Origin of the sequence: Collinsella sp. AM10-26 (assembly GCF_003472525.1) — a bacterium.
Classification (GTDB): domain Bacteria; phylum Actinomycetota; class Coriobacteriia; order Coriobacteriales; family Coriobacteriaceae; genus Collinsella.
Genome location: NZ_QRMC01000001.1, coordinates 19,220 through 33,102, shown reverse-complemented (window position 1 = coordinate 33,102; position 13,883 = coordinate 19,220). Strand labels below are relative to the sequence as shown.

At 59.2% G+C, this 13,883-nt stretch carries 20 protein-coding genes; all 20 read left to right on the top strand.

The genetic code is table 11. The annotated features are described in order from the left end of the window. The first annotated feature begins 81 nt into the window (after window positions 1-81). The 20 genes from rpsL to DW123_RS00075 all read left to right on the top strand — a co-directional run bounded on the left by rpsL (window position 82) and on the right by DW123_RS00075 (window position 13,821). A complete protein-coding gene (gene rpsL / locus DW123_RS00170; RefSeq protein ID WP_006235012.1) occupies window positions 82-459 on the top strand; it encodes a 30S ribosomal protein S12 in 378 nt (125 codons plus the stop codon). Between the two features lie 73 nt (window positions 460-532). After that, window positions 533-1,006, top strand: a complete 474-nt coding sequence (rpsG, locus tag DW123_RS00165; RefSeq protein ID WP_006235013.1) for a 30S ribosomal protein S7 — start codon at window positions 533-535, stop codon at window positions 1,004-1,006. 19 nt (window positions 1,007-1,025) lie between these two features. Next, window positions 1,026-3,125, top strand: a complete 2,100-nt coding sequence (fusA, locus tag DW123_RS00160) for an elongation factor G (RefSeq protein WP_022094183.1) — start codon at window positions 1,026-1,028, stop codon at window positions 3,123-3,125. A gap of 60 nt (window positions 3,126-3,185) precedes the next feature. Further along, entirely contained in the window at window positions 3,186-3,494 is a 309-nt protein-coding gene (gene rpsJ / locus DW123_RS00155; protein ID WP_022094184.1) for a 30S ribosomal protein S10, read from the top strand. 139 nt (window positions 3,495-3,633) lie between these two features. After that, on the top strand, window positions 3,634-4,788 hold the full coding sequence (locus tag DW123_RS00150; protein WP_118272897.1) for a cation diffusion facilitator family transporter: 1,155 nt from the start codon (window positions 3,634-3,636) through the stop codon (window positions 4,786-4,788). A gap of 39 nt (window positions 4,789-4,827) precedes the next feature. Continuing rightward, window positions 4,828-5,454 carry a histidine phosphatase family protein gene (locus DW123_RS00145; protein WP_158570696.1) on the top strand — a complete coding sequence of 209 codons (627 nt, stop codon included), beginning with the start codon at window positions 4,828-4,830 and terminating at the stop codon, window positions 5,452-5,454. Window positions 5,455-5,910: 456 nt separating this feature from the next. Then, the gene (rplC, locus tag DW123_RS00140; RefSeq protein WP_089572481.1) at window positions 5,911-6,531 is read left to right on the top strand and encodes a 50S ribosomal protein L3; all 621 of its coding nucleotides are present in this window, start codon (window positions 5,911-5,913) and stop codon (window positions 6,529-6,531) included. 46 nt (window positions 6,532-6,577) lie between these two features. Next, a complete protein-coding gene (rplD, locus tag DW123_RS00135) occupies window positions 6,578-7,204 on the top strand; it encodes a 50S ribosomal protein L4 (RefSeq protein WP_006235032.1) in 627 nt (208 codons plus the stop codon). After that, window positions 7,205-7,492 (top strand): 50S ribosomal protein L23, encoded by a 288-nt coding sequence (gene rplW, locus DW123_RS00130; protein WP_006235033.1) that lies wholly within the window; start codon window positions 7,205-7,207, stop codon window positions 7,490-7,492. Window positions 7,493-7,671: 179 nt separating this feature from the next. Next, on the top strand, window positions 7,672-8,502 hold the full coding sequence (gene rplB, locus DW123_RS00125) for a 50S ribosomal protein L2 (protein ID WP_055250219.1): 831 nt from the start codon (window positions 7,672-7,674) through the stop codon (window positions 8,500-8,502). A 32-nt stretch (window positions 8,503-8,534) separates the two neighbouring features. Then, complete coding sequence (rpsS, locus tag DW123_RS00120; protein ID WP_006235035.1) at window positions 8,535-8,795, top strand: 30S ribosomal protein S19; 261 nt, start codon at window positions 8,535-8,537, stop codon at window positions 8,793-8,795. Between the two features lie 14 nt (window positions 8,796-8,809). Continuing rightward, a complete protein-coding gene (gene rplV / locus DW123_RS00115; RefSeq protein WP_006235036.1) occupies window positions 8,810-9,181 on the top strand; it encodes a 50S ribosomal protein L22 in 372 nt (123 codons plus the stop codon). 6 nt (window positions 9,182-9,187) lie between these two features. Further along, window positions 9,188-9,898 carry a 30S ribosomal protein S3 gene (rpsC, locus tag DW123_RS00110; RefSeq protein ID WP_006235037.1) on the top strand — a complete coding sequence of 237 codons (711 nt, stop codon included), beginning with the start codon at window positions 9,188-9,190 and terminating at the stop codon, window positions 9,896-9,898. After that, the gene (gene rplP / locus DW123_RS00105) at window positions 9,898-10,335 is read left to right on the top strand and encodes a 50S ribosomal protein L16 (protein WP_117734329.1); all 438 of its coding nucleotides are present in this window, start codon (window positions 9,898-9,900) and stop codon (window positions 10,333-10,335) included. The genes rpsC and rplP overlap by 1 nt, the downstream gene beginning before the upstream one ends. Then, window positions 10,335-10,550, top strand: coding sequence for a 50S ribosomal protein L29 (rpmC, locus tag DW123_RS00100; RefSeq protein ID WP_006235039.1), 216 nt, complete (start codon window positions 10,335-10,337; stop codon window positions 10,548-10,550). Before rplP ends, rpmC begins: the two co-directional genes overlap by 1 nt. A 16-nt stretch (window positions 10,551-10,566) precedes the next feature. After that, complete coding sequence (gene rpsQ, locus DW123_RS00095; protein ID WP_117734330.1) at window positions 10,567-10,827, top strand: 30S ribosomal protein S17; 261 nt, start codon at window positions 10,567-10,569, stop codon at window positions 10,825-10,827. A 118-nt stretch (window positions 10,828-10,945) separates the two neighbouring features. After that, window positions 10,946-11,314 (top strand): 50S ribosomal protein L14, encoded by a 369-nt coding sequence (gene rplN, locus DW123_RS00090; protein ID WP_117734331.1) that lies wholly within the window; start codon window positions 10,946-10,948, stop codon window positions 11,312-11,314. Between the two features lie 13 nt (window positions 11,315-11,327). Continuing rightward, window positions 11,328-11,633: a 50S ribosomal protein L24 gene (gene rplX / locus DW123_RS00085; protein WP_099432059.1), complete on the top strand. Its 306-nt coding sequence runs from the start codon at window positions 11,328-11,330 to the stop codon at window positions 11,631-11,633. 358 nt (window positions 11,634-11,991) lie between these two features. Beyond that, the gene (locus DW123_RS00080; protein ID WP_118098950.1) at window positions 11,992-13,071 is read left to right on the top strand and encodes a Gfo/Idh/MocA family protein; all 1,080 of its coding nucleotides are present in this window, start codon (window positions 11,992-11,994) and stop codon (window positions 13,069-13,071) included. 3 nt (window positions 13,072-13,074) lie between these two features. Continuing rightward, on the top strand, window positions 13,075-13,821 hold the full coding sequence (locus DW123_RS00075; protein WP_118272895.1) for a DeoR/GlpR family DNA-binding transcription regulator: 747 nt from the start codon (window positions 13,075-13,077) through the stop codon (window positions 13,819-13,821). Window positions 13,822-13,883: the final 62 nt, after the last annotated feature.

Sequence of the window (13,883 nt, the reverse complement as noted above, 5' to 3'; positions counted from 1 at the left end):
GTTTCGTAGGGGGATGCTGACCCCTCGATTCAAGCCGTTGCACTTTACAGAAAGCTGGAATCATTCGAGAAGGAGTACGCTTTGCCTACTATTAACCAGCTGGTTCGCCAGGGCCGTCGTTCCGTGCCCAAGAAGTCCAAGAACGCTGCTCTGCAGCACAACTCCCAGAAGCGCGGCGTGTGCACCCGCGTCTTCACCACGAGCCCCAAGAAGCCGAACTCGGCTCTTCGTAAGGTTGCCCGTGTTCGCCTTGTCAACGGCATCGAAGTTACTGCTTACATCCCGGGTGAGGGCCACAACCTGCAGGAGCACTCCATCGTGCTCGTCCGCGGCGGTCGTGTCCGTGACCTCCCTGGTGTCCGTTATCACGTCATCCGTGGCGCCTACGACGCTGCTCCGGTCCAGAACCGTATGCAGGCCCGTTCCAAGTACGGTGCTAAGCGCCCCAAGGCCAAATAAGCCAGATAACGTTTTGATACTTTCGCCGTGTGCCGCTTAAGCGCCGCACGGTAGACACTTAAGGAGATTTCACATGCCGCGTCGTGCAGCAGCTAATCGTCGTGAGGTTCAGCCTGACGCCGTTTACAACAACCGCCTGGTGACTCAGCTCATCAACAAGGTCCTTCTTGACGGCAAGAAGGCCACCGCTGAGCGCATCGTTTACACCGCTTTCGAGATCGTTGCCGAGAAGTCCGAGGGTGGCGACGCTCTCGCTACCTTCAAGAAGGCTATGGACAACGTCAAGCCCACGCTCGAGGTTAAGCCCAAGCGTGTCGGTGGCGCTACCTATCAGGTCCCGATGGAGGTCAACTCCCGTCGTTCCACCGCTCTGGGCATCCGCTGGATCGTCAACTTCTCCCGCGCTCGCAAGGAGAAGACCATGGCCGAGCGTCTCGCCAACGAGATCCTCGACGCCTCCAACGGCCTGGGCGCTTCCGTCAAGAAGCGTGAGGACGTCTTCAAGATGGCCGAGGCCAACCGCGCGTTCTCTCACTATCGTTGGTAAGTTAAGGTAAGGAACTAACATGGCTAAGCCTAAGTACAAGCTTTCCGATACCCGTAACATCGGCATCATGGCCCACATCGATGCTGGTAAGACCACCACGACCGAGCGTATTCTTTACTACACCGGTAAGACCCACAAGATCGGTGAGGTCCATGAGGGCGCTGCCACCATGGACTGGATGGTTCAGGAGCAGGAGCGCGGCGTAACCATTACCTCCGCTGCTACCACGTGCTTCTGGAACAAGGACGGTAAGGACTACCGCATCCAGATCATCGACACCCCGGGCCACGTTGACTTCACCGCCGAGGTCGAGCGCTGCCTGCGCGTCCTCGATGGTGCTGTCGCCGTCTTCGACGCCGTTGCTGGCGTTCAGCCCCAGTCTGAGACCGTTTGGCGTCAGGCTTCTACCTTCAACGTCCCCCGCATCGCCTTCATCAACAAGTATGACCGCGTGGGCGCTGACTTCTTCAACGCTATCGAGACCATGAAGGATCGTCTCGACGCTAACGCCGTGGCCGCTCAGGTCCCGATGGGCGCCGAGGACAACTTCTGGGGCGTCATCGACCTGGTCACCATGACTGCATGGGACTTCAAGGCCGACGAGAAGGGCATGACCTACCCTGAGCCGATGGACGAGATCCCGGCTGAGTTCGCTGACATCGCTGCCACCAAGCGCGAGGAGCTCCTCGACGCTGCTGCCAGCTTTGACGACGAGCTCATGGAGAAGATCCTCATGGAGGAGGACTTCACCGTCGAGGAGCTCAAGGCTGCTCTGCGCAAGGGTGTTCTGGCCAACGAGCTCAACCTCGTCTTCGTGGGCTCCGCCTACAAGAACAAGGGCGTCCAGGAGCTGCTCGACGCTGTCGTCGACTACCTGCCCAGCCCGCTCGACGTTGAGGCCGTCACCGGTACCGATCCGGACACCGGCGAGGAGATTCAGCGTCATCCTTCCTTCGACGAGCCCTTCTCCGGCCTGGTCTTCAAGATCATGACCGACCCGTTCGTCGGTAAGCTCACCTACGTCCGCGTTTACTCCGGCCGCGCCGAGTCCGGCTCCTACGTTGTCAACGCTTCCAACGGTCAGCGCGAGCGCCTCGGCCGCATCCTCGAGATGAACGCCGCCGAGCGTATCGACCGTGACGACGCTGCCGCCGGCGACATCGTCGCTTGCGTCGGCTTCAAGAACTCCACCACCGGTGACACCCTGTGCGCCGAGGGCAAGGAGATCGTCCTCGAGAAGATTGAGTTCGCTAAGCCCGTTATTGACGTTGCCATCGAGCCCAAGACCAAGGCCGAGCAGGACAAGATGTCCCTGGCTCTGACCAAGCTCGCCGAGGAGGACCCGACCTTCCAGGTGTCCACCAACCACGAGACCGGCCAGACCATCATCGCCGGCATGGGCGAGCTGCACCTCGAGATCATCGTCGACCGTCTGCTCCGCGAGTTCAAGGTTGACGCTAACGTCGGTAAGCCCCAGGTTGCCTACCGCGAGACCGCTGGTCACGACGTCGAGAAGGCTGAGGGCAAGTTCGTCCGTCAGTCCGGCGGTCGCGGTCAGTATGGCCACGCCGTCATCAAGCTCGAGAAGATGGAGGAGGGCTTCGGCTACGAGTTCGTCAACGCTATCGTCGGCGGCGTCGTGCCTAAGGAGTACATCCCGTCCATCGACAAGGGCATCCAGGAGGCCCTGAACACCGGTGTTATCGCCGGCTTCCCGGTCCTCGACGTTAAGGTCACCCTGTTCGACGGTTCTTACCACGAGGTCGACTCCTCCGAGGCCGCCTTCAAGATCGCCGGTTCCATGGCTATCAAGGACGCCCTCAAGAAGTCCGACCCGCAGCTGCTCGAGCCGATCATGGCTGTCGAGGTCGAGACCCCCGAGCAGTACATGGGCGACGTTATGGGCAACCTCTCCGGTCGCCGCGGCAAGATCGAGGGCATGGAGGATCGCAAGAACAGCAAGCTCATCCGTGCCAAGGTGCCGCTGGGCGAGATGTTCGGTTACGCTACCGACCTTCGCTCCCAGACCCAGGGCCGTGCATCCTACACGATGCAGTTCGACTCTTATGAGCCCGCGCCCAAGTCCATCGTGGACGAGGTCATGAGCAAGAACGCCTAAGTTCGAGCTCCCTGTTACGTAATCCGCGAGAACATCTCTCGCACTCTTTGGAGGTTTAAGTTGGCTACCCAGAAGATCCGCATTCGCCTCAAGGGCTATGATCACGAGGTCGTCGATCAGTCCGCGAAGCTCATCGTCGAGACCGCTCAGAAGACCGGCGCTCGCGTTTCCGGTCCTGTCCCCCTGCCCACCGAGCGCAACCTGTACACGGTTATCCGCTCGCCGCACGTGAACAAGGACTCCCGTGAGCAGTTCGAGATGCGCACCCACAAGCGCCTCATCGACATCCTTGACCCCACCTCGGGCACCGTTGATTCGCTCATGCGTCTCGACCTCCCCGCTGGCGTCGACATCGACATTAAGCTCTAAGCTTTTTGCTCGATCGCACGATTGATAAGGCCGCAGCCCTTTGGGTTGCGGCCTTTTTGTATCGATGCTGTAAAGGGTCTACACTACTGAGCTATTCGACAAACGGGTGTATGAGTAACGCTGTTGGGGGCAGGTAAAGATGGTCGAGTGGATTGTTAAACGAGCACAAGGTGACCGTGCGCGCGTGGGCACGTTGACGGGCGTGGTGTGCATTATCGCCAATGTGGCACTTTGCGCTGCAAAGGGCGTAATTGGCGTGCTGTCGGGGTCGGTTTCAATCGTGGCGGACGCCATGAACAACCTGTCCGACGCCAGCTCAAACATCGTGAGCGTGCTTGGCTTTAAGCTGGCGAGTAAGCCGGCGGACCCTGAGCATCCTTATGGACATGGACGCTACGAGTATCTCTCGGGCCTGGTCGTGGCGGCGCTCGTGCTGCTCATCGGCCTTGAGCTAATCAAATCCTCGGTTGAACGCATCATCCATCCCGAGCCAGTTGAGTTCTCGCTTGCCCTGGTTGCGGTCCTGCTGCTTTCGATGGTCATTAAGCTGTGGATGGCGGCCCTCAACCAAAAGCTCGGCGACCGTATTGAGTCCGAGACGCTGCATGCGACGGCTCAGGATTCCAAGAACGATGTTCTTGCCACGGGTGCTGTGCTGGCATGTGCGATTGTTTCTCAGGTGACGCATGTCAATCTTGATGCCTGGGTCGGCCTTGCCGTTGGCGCCTATATTGGCTGGAGCGGCTTTGAGCTTATCCAAGATACGGTGAGCCCGCTTTTGGGCCAGGCACCCGACCCCAAACTGGTCAAGCATATCCGTGGCAAGATCATGAGTTATCCCGGTGTTTTGGGCGTGCATGACCTGATGGTTCACGATTACGGTCCGGGCAGGAAGTTTGCGAGCGCCCACGCCGAGATGGCAGCTGAGGTCAGTCCACTAGAGAGCCATGACACGCTCGATAACATCGAACAGTCGTTTAAGGACGAAGACGGCATGATCGTCACGCTCCATTACGACCCCATCGTGACCGACGACCCCAAGGTGGCGAGCATGCGTTTGTGCATTAACGCTATGGCTCAACAGATCGATAGCCGCCTTTCGATTCACGACTTGCGCTGCGTGCCGGGCCCTACGCACACCAACGTGATCTTTGACTGCGTGCGTCCCTCGGATCTGCAGATGAGTGCCGAAGACGTAAAGCACACGCTGGCCCAGAGGGTCGAATCCGAATATCCTAAGTCGATTGCCAAGATTACGATTGACGAAGACTACGTAGGCCATGCCCACGAGTAGGGCTGTGTCGGCAAAGTAATGTATGCAGAAGGGGAGAACATGAAGAGGCTGTATCTGCTCCGCCATGGCCAGACGGAATTCAACGTCAAAAAGCTGGTCCAGGGCCGCTGCGATTCACCGTTGACCGACCTAGGCCGCAAACAAGCGGGAATGGCGGCCGCATGGCTCAAGGGCCACGACGTCGTCCCCAACAAAGTGGTCTCATCGCCCTTAGGCCGAGCTATGGACACGGCAAGTCTCGTCGCAACCGAGCTCCTCGGCCCGGACGCAGCCGTCGAACCCTGCGAAGGCATCATCGAGCGCAGCTACGGTACCTTCGAAGAAGGCCCTCACGAAGCCCTGCCCACCGACGTCTGGGACCCCGGCGAGGATTTGGTCCCATTTGGCGGAGAAGGAAGCCATGCCCTGCAGGAGCGCATGGTAAGTACCCTCGCTTACCTCATGAGCGCCGAAGACGTTGAAACTCTCCTAGCAGTAAGTCACGGCAGCGCCAGCCGCCAATTCATCAAGGCTGCAGCCCCAGAGGGCTTCGAGCTCCCAACAAAACTCCCCAACTGTGCCATCATGATCTTCGATTTCGATGAGGCGAAGCCACAAGCAGAAGGCGAGCCAATGCAATGTAAGTTCACCCTCCAGCAAATAGTGGACCCCCAACAAAGTAATTAGCTGAGCGAGCAGGGTTAAGCAGACATCAACGTGTCGTCTCTCGAGCTTTGGCGGAGGGGCGGGCCCGAGACTAATTAAGGTTGTCGCGAGTTCCGCACGAACAGGAGAGCACTTAATGTGCTCTCCGTCGTGAACAGGACTGTAGAGCAGCAACCTTAATTAGTCTCGGGCCCGCCCCTCCGCCAAAGCCCAGGCGACTCCACGCACTTTACCTGCGTAAACAATGTGAGTGAAATATGAATCTCGATGGATACGCCCGCAGCCGTGTATACTAAACAGCTGTGTGAAACCAGGGGAGTATTCTGGCTGGACAAAATGCCTGCTTAATAGGGTTGTCAGGTAGTTCGGGCACAATACAAGGCTGGGGAGCACGTCGTGTAAGTAGTGGTCCTCTAGGGGCGTACGCTCGGTGGTGTACGCATTGTCCCAAGACCACGCGAGAGTTGGGATCATATCTTGATCAGCATGATTCTCGGCCGCAAGATTGGCATGACCCAGGTTTGGGACGAGAACGATAACGTCGTTCCCGTCACGGTCATCCAGGCTGGCCCCTGCGCTGTCTCGCAGGTTAAAACTCAGGCAACCGACGGCTATGACGCCGTCCAGATCGGTTTCGGCGACATCAAGGCCAAGAACGTGAACAAGCCCATGGCTGGTCACTTCGCCAAGGCTGGCGTCGAGCCTGTCCGCTTCCTTCGTGAGGTCCGCGTCGAGAACGGCGAGGAGCACAAGGTCGGCGAGGTCGTTACCGTCGCTGATTTCGCCGATGTCGAGAAGGTCGACGTCATCGGCACCTCCAAGGGTAAGGGCTTCCAGGGTCGCATCAAGCGCTGGGGTCAGCGCCGCGGTCCTATGACGCATGGTTCTCACTTCCAGCGTCACCCCGGTTCTATCGGTCAGTGCGCCTATCCTGCGCGCGTCCTCAAGGGCGTCAAGATGGCCGGTCACATGGGTAACGAGCGCGTTACCGTCAAGAACCTTTCCGTTGTCCGCATCGATGCCGAGCAGAACCTCATCTTGGTCAAGGGCGCTGTCCCGGGTGCCAAGAATGGTCTCGTCGCCATCCGTATGGCCTAAGGGCCCAGCCCATTTAGCCCAGCGTCATACCAAGGAGAACACTTAAATGGCAAAGTTTGAAGTAAAGAACAGCGAGGGCAAGAAGGTCGCCGAGGCCGAGCTCGCCGCTGAGGTGTACGGCATCGAGCCGAACATCCACGTTATGCACCACATCGTCAAGTGCCAGATGGCCTCTTGGCGTCAGGGCACCCAGTCTGCTAAGGGTCGCTCTGAGGTTTCCGGTGGCGGCAAGAAACCTTGGCGTCAGAAGGGTACTGGCCGTGCCCGCCAGGGTTCCATCCGTGCTGCCCAGTGGCGTCACGGTGGCGTCGTCTTCGCCCCCAAGCCCCGTTCCTACGCTAAGCGCATGAACAACAAGGAGGTCAAGCTGGCTATGCGCTCCGCGCTGTCCGCCAAGCTGGCCGATGGCGAGCTCGTGCTCGTCGACGACTACGGCTTCGAGAAGCCTTCCACCAAGGCTGCCGTCGCCATGCTCAAGGCTCTCGGCCTTGAGGGCAAGCGTCTGACCATCATCGTTCGCGATGAGGACGTCAACGCCTACCTGTCGTTCCGCAACATTCCCAAGACGTTCATCATCACCGCCGACGAGGCCAACACCTACGATCTCGTCAACAACAACGCTGTGCTGATGCCCGCCGACATCGCCGCTCACTTCGGGGAGGTGCTTGCATAAATGACCGCCCACGAGATCATCATCCGTCCGATCGTGTCCGAGCGTTCCTTCTCCGGCATGGAGCAGAACAAGTACACGTTCGAGGTCGCCAAGGATGCTAACAAGTATCAGATCAAGGACGCTGTCGAGGAGATCTTCGGCGTCAAGGTCGTTCGCGTGAACACCCTGACGGTCAAGCCCAAGACCAAGCGCGTGCGCTATGTCGCCGGCAAGACCCGTTCTTGGAAGAAGGCCATCGTCACGCTGGCCGAGGGCGACACCATCGAGGTCTTTGGCAACCAGGCCTAAGACTCGCTGCTGTTGAGTGAGCTCATGCCTCCCAAATAGGGGAGGCGAGAGCTCAAGGTTTTGGGCGTATAAAATGGACACGCCCGGAACCGTGTATACGTCCGGTGTCATCGCACCCGAGGCAGAACCTCGAATCCCTGTCTGCGATGGCTAACGGATTCCTATTGAAAGGGATTGTAATGGCTGTAAAGCACCTTAAGCCGACCTCCGCTGGTAGGCGTTGGCAGACGATCTCCGACTTCTCCGAGATCACCTGCACCAAGCCCGAGAAGTCTCTTCTCGAGCCCCTGCCCAAGAAGGCCGGTCGTAACAACAACGGCCGCATCACCACCCGCCACCAGGGCGGCGGCGTGAAGCGTCGTTACCGCGTGATCGACTTCAAGCGCAACAAGGACGGCGTGCCCGCCAAGGTTGCCACGATCGAGTACGATCCGAACCGTTCCGCTCGCATCGCTCTGCTGCACTACGCTGACGGTGAGAAGCGCTACATCCTGGCCCCCAAGGGCCTCGAGGTCGGTCAGACCATCATGTCCGGTTCTGACGCCGACATCAAGCCGGGCAACGCTCTGCCCCTCGCCGACATCCCCGTCGGTACGCTCATCCACGCCGTCGAGTTCCAGCCGGGCAAGGGCGCTGCTATTGCCCGTTCCGCCGGTAACTCCTGCCAGCTGATGGGTAAGGAGGGCAAGTACGCTATCGTCCGTATGCCTTCCTCCGAGATGCGCCGCATCCTCGTTACCTGCCGCGCCACCGTCGGTGAGGTCGGCAACGCCGATCACGCCAACATCGTCATCGGCAAGGCTGGCCGTAAGCGTCACATGAACGTGCGTCCGACCGTCCGCGGTACCGTCATGAACCCTGTCGACCACCCGCACGGCGGTGGCGAGGGCAAGAACCACACCTCTGGTCGTCCCTCTGTTACCCCCTGGGGTAAGCCGACGAAGGGCCTTCGTACGCGCAAGAAGAAGAAGGTCTCGAACCAGCACATCATTCGTCGCCGTAAGAAGTAATTTCGGATACCGAGTTTTAGGAGAAAGCACTTATGAGCAGAAGTCTCAAAAAGGGCCCGTTCGTGGAGACTCGCCTTCTCTCGCGTATCACCGCGATGAACGAGGCTGGCAAGAAGGACGTCGTGAAGACTTGGTCCCGCGCGTCCACCATCTTCCCCGAGATGGTTGGTCACACCATCGCCGTCCACGACGGCCGCAAGCATGTGCCCGTGTATGTTACCGAGTCCATGGTTGGTCACAAGCTCGGCGAGTTCGCGCCGACTCGTACGTTCCGTGGCCACAAGGCCAAATAGGGGGTTAACCGTAAATGGCAACTAAGTCTATTGAAACTGAGGCCACCGAGGTTCGCGCCGTCGCTAAGTACGTGCGTGTTTCCCCCAGCAAGGCCCGCCTGGTGGTCGATTTGATCCGCCGCAAGCCTGTCGCTCAGGCCTTCGACATCCTCCACTTCTGCGACCGCGCCGTCGCCGTGGATGTCGAGAAGGTTCTCCGTTCCGCCGTTGCGAACGCCGAGAACAACAACGGTCTGCGTGCCGACAACCTGGTTGTCGCCGCTGCCTATGTTGACGAGGGTCCGACGCTTAAGCGCATCCGTCCCCGCGCCAAGGGTTCCGCTTCTCGTATTCTGAAGCGTACTTCCCACATCACCGTCGTCGTTGCTCCTCGAAAGGAGGCGTAAAGCTGTATGGGTCAGAAAGTCTACCCCACCGGCTTCCGTCTTGGCATTACCGAGAACTGGCGCTCCCGCTGGTTTGCAGAGAAGGATTACGCTAAGACCCTCGGTAACGATCTCGAGATCCGCAAGTACCTCGAGAAGCGTCTTTCCCGCGCAGCTGTCTCCCGCGTCGAGATCGAGCGCGCTGGCGACAAGGTGAAGGTCATCATCCTCACCGCTCGCCCCGGCGTTGTCATCGGTAAGAAGGGTGCCGAGATCGATACCCTCCGCACCGAGCTCGAGAAGGTCGCTGGCGTCTCCAAGGGCCAGCTCTCCGTCGACGTTGTCGAGATCAAGCGCCCCGAGCTCGACGCCAACCTCGTTGCTCAGTCTATCGCCGAGCAGCTCGAGGGCCGCGTTGCCTTCCGTCGCGCTATGCGCAAGGCTGTCCAGTCCGCCCGCAAGGCCGGCGCCAAGGGCATCCGTATCCAGTGCTCCGGTCGTCTCGGCGGTGCCGAGATGGGTCGTCGTGAGTGGTACCGTGAGGGTCGCGTGCCTCTGCACACCCTCCGTGCCAAGATTGACTACGGCACGGCTGTCGCCAGCACCACCATGGGCGCTTGCGGCGTGAAGGTCTGGATCTACCTGGGCGAGAAGCTCCCGGGCCAGCCTGTTCCCAACCCTGCACTCGAGGGCTCTTCCCGTCCTCGTCGTCGTAACTCCGAGAGGAGGGGTCAGTAGTGCTTGCCCCTAAGCGTATTCTTCACCGCAAGGTGCAGCGTGGCTCCATGAAGGGCCAGGCCAAGGGTAATACCGAGCTGCATTTCGGCGAGTTCGGTATCCAGGCTCTCGAGGCCCATTGGATCACCAACCGTCAGATCGAGGCTGCTCGTATTGCCATGACCCGCTACATGAAGCGTGGCGGTCGTGTCTACATCACGATCTTCCCCGATAAGCCCATCACCAAGAAGCCTGCGGAGACCCGCATGGGCTCCGGTAAGGGTAACCCCGAGGAGTGGGTGGCCGTCGTCAAGCCCGGCCGCATTATGTTCGAGGTCAAGGGCGTGCCCGAGGAGGTCGCTCGCGAGGCTCTGCGTCTGGCGCAGCACAAGCTCCCCATCAAGACCAAGATCGTCGCTAAGCCTGCCGCTAAAGAGACGGCCGAGGAGGAGAACTAATGAAGCCCGCAGAGATTCGTGAGCTCTCGGACGCTCAGCTCGTTGAGAAGCTGAAGGAAATGCGCGCCGAGCTCTTTAACCTTCGTTTCCAGATGGCCACCAGCCAGCTGGACAACACCGCTCGCGTTAACACCGTGAAGAAGGACATTGCTCGTGTCCTCACGGAGCAGCGTGCCCGCGAGATCGCAGCGGAGAAGTCCGCTGTCGCCGAGTAGGACCTAAGGAGAGAACATGACTGATTCGCGTAACACGCGTAAGGTCCGTACGGGTGTCGTTACCTCTGTCTCCGGTGCCAAGACCATCGTCGTCACCATCACCGAGCGCAAGCGTCACCCCAAGTACGGCAAGATGATGACCACCTCCAAGAAGCTGCACGCTCATGACGAGGAGTGCACGGCTGGCGTGGGCGATACCGTCCGCGTTATGGAGACCCGTCCTATGTCCAAGATGAAGCGTTGGCGCCTCATCGAGGTCGTCGAGCGCGCTAAATAAGCAGTCGCTCTTACGACTTGTACGTTTCCGAAGATGTGCGTATGCCTGGCTTGCATACCACGGGCCGTATAAAGGCTGCGCACCTCTCTTCGGTTCTTAGTTCGGAGGAACATCTACCATGATTCAGATGCAAACCATGCTGAACGTCGCCGACAACTCCGGCGCTCGCAAGATTCGCTGCATCAAGGTGCTTGGCGGTTCCAAGCGTCGTTATGCAGGCATCGGCGATGTGTTCATCGGTGCTGTCCAGGAGGCTACCCCTGGCGCCAACGTCAAGAAGAAGGACGTTGTCCGTTGCGTCGTCGTTCGCACCGTTAAGGAGATCCGCCGCAAGGATGGCTCCTACATTCGCTTTGATGACAACGCCTGCGTCGTCATCAACAACGATGGTTCGCCCGTCGGCACCCGTATCTTCGGGCCCGTCGCTCGCGAGCTTCGTGACAAGAAGTACATGAAGATCGTCTCGCTCGCTCCCGAGACCCTGTAGTTAGGGGAGATATATGTATATCAAGAAGGGCGATAAGGTCCAGGTTCTCTCTGGTAAGGATCGCGGCAAGCAGGGCGTTATCCTGCGTGCTCTCCCCGCCGAGAACAAGGTCGTTGTCGAGGGCGTTTCGGTCGTCAAGAAGGCCGTCAAGCCCAACGCTGCCAACCAGCAGGGCGGCATCGTTTCGCAGGAGGCTCCCATCGACGCTTCCAACGTCAATCTCGTTTGCCCCGAGTGTGGTAAGGTTACCCGCGTCGGTCACGAGAAGGACGGCAAGAACAAGCTGCGCGTCTGCAAGAAGTGCGGCCACAAGTTCTAAGCTGCCCGCAACATCAAGTTGCTAGCAAAGGTCCGGATGCCCCACGGCACCCGGGCCTTTTTCTATCCCCACTCGATGGGGACATACTTAAATGAGTTACTCATTGGGGACAGACTTACATGAGTACCCTAACTGGGTAAGCATAAATGAGCGGGTCGTGCTGTATAAATTGCTTGTGTGCGCGTTTATGCGCGTTAGATTGCGTTTAATTACGCACCTATGCGTATATATGTGCCGTTTACGGGGCAATAATGACCGTTTAGCGGTGAGATACGCAAAAACGCGCACAGACGCGCGTGTTTGTGCGAATATAGAGCTGTCAGAAATGCAAGACGTTCTATGACACAGGAGACACATAATGGCAGATTCTAAGCAGGCTCCACTCGACGCCGCGGCAGCCGCCAAAGCAGCATTCGCTTCGGTCCAGGACAAGCCGTTCCCCGAGGACATCTTTACGGCTCCCGAGCTCCGTTGGGCTGTGATCGGTTGCGGCGTTATTGCCAACCAGATGGCCCAATCTCTCGCTCTTGCCGGCCGCAAGCTTGCGGGTGTCGCCAACCGCACGCTGTTCAAGGCTCAAGCTTTTGCTGAGCAGTATGGCATCGAGAAGGTCTATGAAACGGTCGAGGACCTCTACGCCGATCCGGACATCGACGCCGTCTATATCACCACGCCGCACAACACGCATATTACCTATCTGCGTGCCGCGTTGGCCGCCGGCAAGCACGTGCTCTGCGAGAAGGCCATTACCCTCAACTCCGCCGAGCTCGACGAGGCCCGCGCCATTGCCGCCGAACACAACGTGGTCCTTATGGATGCCACCACGGTGCTCCACATGCCGCTGTATCAGGAGCTGCGCCGTCGCATGGATGCAGGCGACTTTGGCCGTATGAACCTCGCCCAGCTCAACTTTGGTAGCTATAAGGAGTACGGTGATCTGACCAATCGCTTCTACAACCGCAACCTTGCTGGCGGTGCCATGCTCGACATTGGCGTGTATGCTCTTTCGGTCATGCGCCTGTTCATGGCCAGCCAGCCAACCGAAATTGTTTCGCTTGGCAACACCTGCGAGACCGGCGTTGACGTTGCAGGCGGCATCGTCTGCCGTAATGCCGAACAGCAGCTGGGTGTGGTGAGCCTCACGCTCCACTCCAAGCAGCCCAAGCGCTCGGTCATCAGCTTCGACAAGTGCTATATCGAGGTCAACGAATATCCGCGCGCCGATCACGCGACCATCGTGTGGACTGCAGACGGCCACCGCGAGGAGGTCACCGCGGGCACCGAGGCTTACGCCCTGTGCTACGAGATGGCTGACCTCGAGCAGGCCGTTGCCGGCGATGATTCCAAGCGCGAACTTCTGGATTATGCTTCTGATGTTATGGAGCTTATGACCAAGCTCCGCGCCGATTGGGGAGTCGTCTACCCCGAGGAGGAGTAAGCGATGCTTGCGGAAGATAGGCTCAATGCGATCGTGTTGATGGTTCAGCAGGCCGGCTCGGTAACGGTGCCAGAGCTTGCCGATGCCCTGGGCGTGACGGCTTCTACCATTCGTCGCGACCTTCAGACGCTCGACCGAGCACATCGCATCGCCAAGGTGCACGGTGGCGCGACGAGTCTTGAGCGTGCACACGTGACGCGCGACCTGACGATTAGCGAGCGCAGCGACCTCCATAACGACGACAAGGAGCGCATCTGCGCTCGCGCCGCGGCGCTCGTGGAGCCCGAGAGCTTTGTGTACATCGATTCGGGTTCGACGACGCTCAGGCTCATCGAACATCTTCCGCATCTCGAAGGGGTCACCTATGTGACCGATTCCGTGCTCCATGCCCAGCATCTCGCTGTACGCGGCATGAGAACCGTGGTGCTGGGCGGCGAGCTCAAGCCCGAGACCGAGGCGCTCGTTGGCCCCGATGCCCTGGCAGCCCTAGATCGCTACAACTTCAACTGCGGCTTTTGGGGTTCTAACGGTATCGCCGCCGAGCAGGGCTTCACGACGCCCGATATCGAGGAAGCGCAAGTCAAGCGTATCTCGATGCGCCATACGGCTAAACGCTTCGTAATCTCGGATGCCAGTAAATTTGGCATGGTGGCACCCGTCAAATTCGCAGACTTCCGCGACGCAGCGATTATCACCGCAGGCGAGGTGCCCGCCAAGTACCAGACGATGGAAAACGTCATCACGGTTTAGCAACGGGGCGAAGTAAGGCCAAAACCACCAAAAAGGTGCCTGTCCCCATTCTGGTGGTTCCG

Excerpts from the sequence above, each read along its gene's own strand:
- DW123_RS00075 (WP_118272895.1), top strand. The coding sequence starts at position 13,075 with ATGCTTGCGGAAGATAGGCTCAATGCGATCGTGTTGATGGTTCAGCAG.
- rplX (WP_099432059.1), top strand. The coding sequence starts at position 11,328 with ATGTATATCAAGAAGGGCGATAAGGTCCAGGTTCTCTCTGGTAAGGAT.
- rpsS (WP_006235035.1), top strand. The coding sequence starts at position 8,535 with ATGAGCAGAAGTCTCAAAAAGGGCCCGTTCGTGGAGACTCGCCTTCTC.
- fusA (WP_022094183.1), top strand. The coding sequence starts at position 1,026 with ATGGCTAAGCCTAAGTACAAGCTTTCCGATACCCGTAACATCGGCATC.
- DW123_RS00080 (WP_118098950.1), top strand. The coding sequence starts at position 11,992 with ATGGCAGATTCTAAGCAGGCTCCACTCGACGCCGCGGCAGCCGCCAAA.
- rpsC (WP_006235037.1), top strand. The coding sequence starts at position 9,188 with ATGGGTCAGAAAGTCTACCCCACCGGCTTCCGTCTTGGCATTACCGAG.
- rpsG (WP_006235013.1), top strand. The coding sequence starts at position 533 with ATGCCGCGTCGTGCAGCAGCTAATCGTCGTGAGGTTCAGCCTGACGCC.
- rpmC (WP_006235039.1), top strand. The coding sequence starts at position 10,335 with ATGAAGCCCGCAGAGATTCGTGAGCTCTCGGACGCTCAGCTCGTTGAG.
- rplB (WP_055250219.1), top strand. The coding sequence starts at position 7,672 with ATGGCTGTAAAGCACCTTAAGCCGACCTCCGCTGGTAGGCGTTGGCAG.
- rplN (WP_117734331.1), top strand. The coding sequence starts at position 10,946 with ATGATTCAGATGCAAACCATGCTGAACGTCGCCGACAACTCCGGCGCT.
- rplD (WP_006235032.1), top strand. The coding sequence starts at position 6,578 with ATGGCAAAGTTTGAAGTAAAGAACAGCGAGGGCAAGAAGGTCGCCGAG.
- DW123_RS00150 (WP_118272897.1), top strand. The coding sequence starts at position 3,634 with ATGGTCGAGTGGATTGTTAAACGAGCACAAGGTGACCGTGCGCGCGTG.
- DW123_RS00145 (WP_158570696.1), top strand. The coding sequence starts at position 4,828 with ATGAAGAGGCTGTATCTGCTCCGCCATGGCCAGACGGAATTCAACGTC.
- rpsQ (WP_117734330.1), top strand. The coding sequence starts at position 10,567 with ATGACTGATTCGCGTAACACGCGTAAGGTCCGTACGGGTGTCGTTACC.
- rplW (WP_006235033.1), top strand. The coding sequence starts at position 7,205 with ATGACCGCCCACGAGATCATCATCCGTCCGATCGTGTCCGAGCGTTCC.
- rplV (WP_006235036.1), top strand. The coding sequence starts at position 8,810 with ATGGCAACTAAGTCTATTGAAACTGAGGCCACCGAGGTTCGCGCCGTC.